This is a genomic window from Azospirillum sp. B4 (genome assembly GCF_000333275.1).
GTDB lineage: Bacteria > Pseudomonadota > Alphaproteobacteria > Azospirillales > Azospirillaceae > Nitrospirillum.
On the sequence record NZ_BACU01000510.1, the window covers coordinates 1 to 6,690 of the forward strand.

Sequence of the window (6,690 nt, forward strand, 5' to 3'; positions counted from 1 at the left end):
CAGCAGGCCAACACGGCGGGTTCCGTCAACGTTTACAGCGTGATCGGTGACCCCCGCACCTATGGCGTCGTGTTGCACGCCAAATTCTGAGCTGTCTTCGCGACGCCGTCTGCTGGGGCCGCTTCCCCCAGGAGACGGCGTCGTTGCCTCATATGTCGCCAACCACCGCCGCCAAGGGGTCGGGCGGCTCCAGCGAGGCGGTGTCCGCCACCCGCCAGTCCGCCATCAACCGCTGTCGCCAGGCGCGGGGCGCCTCCCCGCTTTGCTTATGGAAAAAGCGGGAGAAATAGGCCGGATCCTCGAAGCCCAAATCATAGGCCACGGCGGCGATGGTCTGGCCGCTGTAGAGGATCAGGCGCTTGGCCTCGGTCATCAGCCGATCCTGGATCAGGCCTATGGCCGGCCGCCCCGTCACCGCCAGACAGGCGGCGCGCAGGGTGGAGGAGGAGGTGCGGAGCTCCGTCAGATAGTCGTCCAGCGGGCGGTGGCCGCGGTAGTGCCGCTCGACCAGCGCGCGGAAGGCCGCCACCAAGGCCACCTGGCCGGACCGGCCGCCCACCCCCGGGCTGAGGTCCGCCGCCGGCCGCACCACCCGCAGCATGGCGGCCAGCAGCACCAGCATATGTCCCTCCGCCGCCGCGCGGTGGCCGGGCGCCTGGCCCCGCAATTCCCGCAGCACGCCATCGGCGGCGGTCAGCACGGCGGTGAAATCCTCCCCCTGATCCGCCATCTCCAGACAGGCCGCCGTGCCCAAGGCGGCGAAGGCCGGGTCGCGCCGCGCCAGGCCGCGCAGGATACGGTCCGACAGGGTGACGACCCAGCCGATGGTGCCCCGGGCGAAGGCGAAGCCGTGCACCACGCCCGCCGGTACCACGATCAGGCTGGCGCCGTCGAAGGACCAGGTGCGCTGGTCGGCCTGTACCCGCCCCGCCCCTTCGCGGATGGCCAGGAATTGCACAAGGTCGCCGTGCTGGTGTGGGCGGATGCGCCAATCCACCAGGCTGCTGCGGTCCTCGATCAGTTCCACGTGCAGGAAGCGATCCTCCGCCGTCGCCGGCGCCTCCCCATACAAGGAGAAGACGGGGATGTCCGGGCGGCTCATGTCGCGTCCGCCGGCCGCTGTGGTTCGGCGGAAAAATGCCAAGAAAGGATCGATATGGCCGATAACATCTATCGATGATTTCGATGGTTCCGATGCGCCGGCCGGGATCGCCGCCGCACAGCTATCTTGGGCAATCGTTGCGAAAAAATCCAATTTTTGTCGGCCTGCGTCCATTCCTTGGATACCGGTCCCGCCCCTATCGTTCGGGTGTCGGCCGCTTATCGGGCGGCCCAGGATAAAAACACTTCAGGCTCGGGAGGGCCTGCCCCATGTCCGCATCCAAAATCCGCACGAAGGTTGGCATCATCGGCGCCGGTCCCGCCGGCCTTTTCCTGTCGGAGCTGCTGCACCGCCAGGGCATCGACAGCGTCATCATCGAATCCCGCACCCGGGCGGAGATCGAAGGCACCATCCGCGCCGGCGTCCTGGAGCAATGGACCGTTGACTTGATGCACCAGCTGGGCGTCGGCGGACGCATGGCGCGCGAAGGCCATTTCCACACCGGCATCACCCTGCGCTTCAAGGGGCAAAGCCATCATCTGGACATGGAGGAACTGACCGGCGGCAAGAAGGTCACCGTCTATCCCCAGCATGAGGTGATCAAGGACCTTGTGGCCCACCGCCTGGCCCAAGGGGCGGTCATCCACTTCGGCGTCCAGGATGTGGCGCTGGCCGGCATCGAGACCGACCGCCCGTCCGTCAGTTTCGCCCAGGCCGACGGCACGCCGGCCGTGCTCGACTGCGACTTCATCGCCGGCTGCGATGGCTTCCACGGGCCCAGCCGCCAGGCCATACCTGCGGGACACCGCCGGGAATTTCAGAAAATCTATCCCTACGGCTGGCTGGGCATCCTGACGGAGGCACCGCCGTCGCACCATGAGCTGATTTACGCCCGCCACGACCGGGGATTCGCCCTGCTCAGCATGCGCTCACCGGAAATTCAGCGCCTGTACATCCAGTGCGACCCCAAGGACGACATCGCCCTGTGGCCGGACGAGCGCATCTGGTCGGAGCTGCACCAGCGGCTGGAAACGGTGGACGGCTGGAAGCTGACCGAAGGCCCCGTCATCCAGAAGGGCATCATCGCCATGCGCAGCTTCGTTTGCGAGACCATGCGCCATGGCCGCCTGTTCCTGGCCGGCGACGCCGCCCACATCGTGCCGCCCACCGGCGCCAAAGGCCTGAACCTGGCGGCGGCCGATGTGCTGGTGCTGTCCCGCGCGCTGGAAAAATTCTACGCCAAGGGTGACGCCAGCGGCCTCGACAGCTACGCCGCCACCTGCCTGGCCCGCATCTGGAAGGGCGAGCGCTTCTCCTGGTACATGACCACCCTGCTGCATACCGACGACGAGGCCAGCCCGTTCGAGCATCGCATCCGTGAGGCCGACCTGGACTATGTCGTCAGCTCCCGCGCTGCGGCCACGGCGCTGGCGGAGAACTACGTCGGCCTGCCCATCTAAAAAGACCCGAAGCGCAAGGCTGGCAGGGCGGGGATGGCGGGCGATATCCTATGATCGTTCCCCCGCCTTACCCAACCCTTGAGCCCGCCTGATGGATATCGACACCCTGGAAGACGCGCTGGCCGCCGGTGAGGTACGGTCCGCCCAATTCATCGACATGGATTGGCGCGACCTGGACGCGGCCGGCTGCCGGTTTGACGCGTGCGTCTTCCAGGAGGTGCGCTTCACCGGCGTCGATTTCAGCGACGCCCGCTTCCGCGATTGCCTCTTCGTCCGCTGCCGCCTGTCCCACGCCAAGCTGCGCGACGCGGTGCTGGAGGACTGCCGCTTCGTGGACCCGGAGGACAAGACCGCCGGCTGCACCCTGGCCTTCAGCGACCTGCGGGCGGCTCGCCTCACCCGGTGCGACCTGTCGTTCAGCGTCATCGACCGCTGCACCCTGTTCGACGTGGAAGCGGAGGGCTGCAGCTTCATGGGCGCCCGCTTCCATCTGGTGGATTTCCGCCATGCCCTCAGCCGCAACCAAGCCATCCATCGCGCCAGCTTCCGCGACTGCACCTTCGAACTGGCGGATCTGTCGCGCCTGAGCTTGCGGGAGGTGCTGTTGGTCCGTTGCCGCCTGCGGGAAACCGACCTGCAGGGCGTGGACCTGACGGACGCGGATCTGCGAGACAGCGACCTGTTCCAGGCCATCATCGCCGGGGCGCGGCTGGACGGGGCCGATTTGCGGGGGGCTGAGATCAGCGGCTTGGACATAAGGCAGTTGGCCGGCCACAGCCGCCTGACGATCGCGCCCGACCAGCAACACATCCTGCTGGCCGCGATGGGCATTGACGTCTGTGAGGGGGGCGACGGCACGGCACCATGATACGCGCCCGTTGCCTGCGGAAAACTCCGTCGCGTCATCCTGGCCCCAGGACGTGGTTCCAGATCCCGGGGCACGCAGTGAAGGCTCCACCAGGCTGCTGAATGCCCGAGCCGTCTTCCCATTTAACGCGTTAACCAAATGGAGGTATGCTAAAAGGCGACCATCTTCGCGGTCATCCACACGGAAGATGGAGGTGTGGGGACCTGCGGGCGGGGGGTAGGAATTGCAGACGAAGAGCTTCCACTTCGGTGAATGGCGGGTCGACGCCCAGACCTGCACCGTGACCCGGGAAGATGGCGGCCCCCACCTGAAGGTTGAGCCCCGCGCCATGGACGTCCTGTCGGCGCTGTGCCAACACGCCGGCCAGATCCTGAGCGCGGAAGAGCTGCTGCGCCTGTGCTGGGATGGCCTGGCGGTGGGGGAGAACCAGGTCCACAAGGCCATCACGCAACTCCGCAAGCTGCTGGGCGACACGGCGGGCGCGCCGCGATACATCGAAAACATCCGCAAGCGCGGCTACCGCACCGTGGCCCCGGTCACACCGGTGGCCGGCGCTGGCGAGGCGGTCACCTCGGACGGTTGGGTCGACGCGTCGCCCTTCGTCGGCCTGGACGCGTTTGATGAGGCGCACGCGGCCGTCTTCTTCGGGCGGGAGACGGCGGTGGCGGCGGTGCGCGGCATCGTGAACACCCAGGTGATGGCCGGGCGCGGCCTGGTGCTGATCCTGGGCCCCAGCGGCAGCGGCAAGACATCGCTGGTGCGGGCGGGTCTGGTCCCGGCCCTGCGGGCGCCGGACCAGCCCTTCCGCTTCCTGGGGGCCGCCACCCTGGACATGGGTGATGTCTCCGGCCTGGACCTGGCCACCGCGCTTGGCGGCGCCCTGCTGGACCTGGAGACCGACGACGGCGAAACCGGCGGCGAAACCGAGGGCGGTGCCCCCCTGCTGTCCGGCCTCAGCGCCGACGGCATCGGCGCGGCGCTGGGCGACGATGGGGCGGCCCCTGCCCTGTTCCAGGCCGCCGCCGCCCGCCATCCCGGCGCCCGGGCCGTCCTGTTCATCGACAGGCTGGAGGCGGTGTTCGACAGCCCGGCGGTGGACGCCCGCCAGCGGCGCCACCTGTTCGACGCCCTGGGCCGCATCGCGGCGGGCGGCCTGGTCCTGGTGGTGGCCGCCTGCCGCAACGACTTCTACCCCGACGTGGCGCGCGAACCCCTGCTGCTGGCGGCCAAGGCGGCCGGCGGGCACTTCGACCTGGAACCGCCGACCCGGGCCGAGATCACCCACATGATCCGAATGCCCGCCATCGTGGCCGGGCTTCGTTTCGGTACCGATCCGGAAACGGGCGCGCATCTGGACGACCTGTTGTGTGAGGCGACGGCCGCCAGCCCCGACGCCCTGCCCCTGCTGCAATACACCCTGCATGAGCTTTACCTGCAACGCAGCACCACGCGTGAGCTGACGGTCGCCGCCTATCGCGCCCTGGGCGGCCTGGGCGGCGCCATCGGCAAGCGGGCGGAGGCGACGCTGGAGGGGCTGCCCACCACCAGCGCGGCCGCGCTCGGTCGCGTCCTGTCCCTGGTGGTCACCATCGGCGCCAGCGACGAGGCGGCGCGCAGCCGCCGCGTTCCCTGGAGCGCGTTGACCACGGCGGAAGAGCGGACCCTGGTCCAGACCTTCGTGCGACAGCGGCTGTTCGTCAGCCTGGCGTACGATGGCGAGCCGGTGTTTGGCGTGGCGCACGAGGCCATGCTGCGGCAATGGCCCCGCGCCGCCGCCTGGATCGCCGATCATCGCCGCTTCCTCAAGGCCCGCGGCCGCCTGGAGGAGGCGGCCAGGCGCTGGGTGGCGGACGGGCGCCGCGCCGACCTGCTGCTGCCCCGCGGGCAACAGCTGGCGGAGGCGCGTGACCTGGCCGGCTTCACCGCCCTGCCCCTGGCGGCCGACGCCCGCGCCTATATCGACGCGTCGATGAAGCGGGAGAGGCAGGCGGACCGCCGCCGCGCCGCCGCCATGGCCGGCTTCGCCGCCATCGCCATCATCGCCGGCGGCCTGGGCCTGCTGGCCCGGCAGGCGGAGAAGACCGCGCAACAACGCAAGCACCAGGCCGAGGATCTGATGAACTTCATGGTCGGCAACTTCGCCGACAAGCTGCGCCCCCTAGGCCGGCTGGAACTGCTGTCGGACATCGGCGAAAAAGCGATGAGCTACTTTGGTCAAGAATCCTTGTCCAACCTAACGCCGGAGGATCGAGCGCAACAGGCGAAGGCCCTGCAGACCCTGGCGGAGGTGGCCCGCTCACGCGCCGATCCCAAGTCCGCGCAAGCCGCCCTCGCCAAGGCGAAAAGCCTGCTTGACGCCAACCTGACCCAGGGCCGGGAAAGCCTGGAGCTGCTGAAGGATCTGGGGGCGGTGGCCTTCTGGATGGGACAGATCAGCCTGGACGGCAATGATCTGGACCGCGCGGAAGCGGCATTCCGGGAGTATGAACGCTATGCCAAGCGCATGATGGCCATCGCGCCGGAGAACGTTGATGCCTGGACCGAACTGTCCTACGCCCTTGGCAACCTTGGGTCAACGGCGGTGAAGAGAGCGGACTATGAGAAAGCTGCCGCATTTTTCGAGAATTCCTTAGCTCTGAAGCGCCAAGCCCTGGCCCAGCGCCCCAAAGACCATGAGTTACGCGTGGCTGTGGCGACTACCCTGTCCTGGCTTGGCACGGCCTATGCCGAGCAGGGCGAGCTTCGCAAAGCGGTATCATTTTTTGATAAAGAGGCAGATGAATTACACTCATTGAGTGCTGACGCTCCCTCAGAATTTGGTTGGATATATCGTCTGGGAACTTGCCAGTACCGCCGCCTCAACCTGCTGGACGCACTGGGGGAAGAACAGCGGGCCGACGAGCAAATGGTGGAGACAAGGAAACTTTTCCAGGAATTGGTCGCCCATGACCCCAGCAATCAGGTCTGGCAACGCCTGCGCCTGAATGTGGAGGTTGTGGCGGGGGAATTCCTGGTTGAACGGCATCAATACGCCAAGGCCTTGGCGCTTCAGCGCGCCCTTGCCGCCGAATTGGCCACCTTCCGCAAGCAAGACCCTGCGAATCCCGATTGGGCGCTCACCGATTTGAACAACCAGGCCAACATCGGTGCCAGCCTTCTGGGGCTCAATCGGGTTCAGGAGGCTGCGGCCCAACTGATCACCACTGTTGCCCGGCTGCGCAGCCAAAACGGAAAAGAAAAAATGGCAACAGAATATGACG

4 protein-coding genes are annotated in these 6,690 nt (G+C 67.4%); 3 read left to right on the forward strand and 1 reads right to left on the reverse strand.

Annotation, left to right across the window (positions count from 1 at the left end; genetic code table 11):
- Window positions 1-148 precede the first annotated feature (148 nt).
- Window positions 149-1,102, reverse strand: coding sequence for a helix-turn-helix domain-containing protein (locus tag I55_RS22255; protein WP_044562787.1), 954 nt, complete (start codon window positions 1,100-1,102; stop codon window positions 149-151).
- Window positions 1,103-1,371: 269 nt separating this feature from the next.
- On the opposite strand from I55_RS22255, the gene I55_RS22260 reads away from it, so the two are divergent.
- The 3 genes from I55_RS22260 to I55_RS22270 form a co-directional block, all read left to right on the forward strand.
- Window positions 1,372-2,562, forward strand: a complete 1,191-nt coding sequence (locus tag I55_RS22260; protein WP_199902681.1) for a 4-hydroxybenzoate 3-monooxygenase — start codon at window positions 1,372-1,374, stop codon at window positions 2,560-2,562.
- 91 nt (window positions 2,563-2,653) lie between these two features.
- Window positions 2,654-3,430: a pentapeptide repeat-containing protein gene (locus tag I55_RS22265; RefSeq protein ID WP_049974389.1), complete on the forward strand. Its 777-nt coding sequence runs from the start codon at window positions 2,654-2,656 to the stop codon at window positions 3,428-3,430.
- Between the two features lie 223 nt (window positions 3,431-3,653).
- A partial coding sequence (locus I55_RS22270; RefSeq protein WP_049974390.1) for a winged helix-turn-helix domain-containing protein occupies window positions 3,654-6,690 on the forward strand: 3,037 nt, incomplete at its 3' end.

Excerpts from the sequence above, each read along its gene's own strand:
- I55_RS22255 (WP_044562787.1), bottom strand. The coding sequence starts at position 1,102 with ATGAGCCGCCCGGACATCCCCGTCTTCTCCTTGTATGGGGAGGCGCCG.
- I55_RS22260 (WP_199902681.1), top strand. The coding sequence starts at position 1,372 with ATGTCCGCATCCAAAATCCGCACGAAGGTTGGCATCATCGGCGCCGGT.
- I55_RS22265 (WP_049974389.1), top strand. The coding sequence starts at position 2,654 with ATGGATATCGACACCCTGGAAGACGCGCTGGCCGCCGGTGAGGTACGG.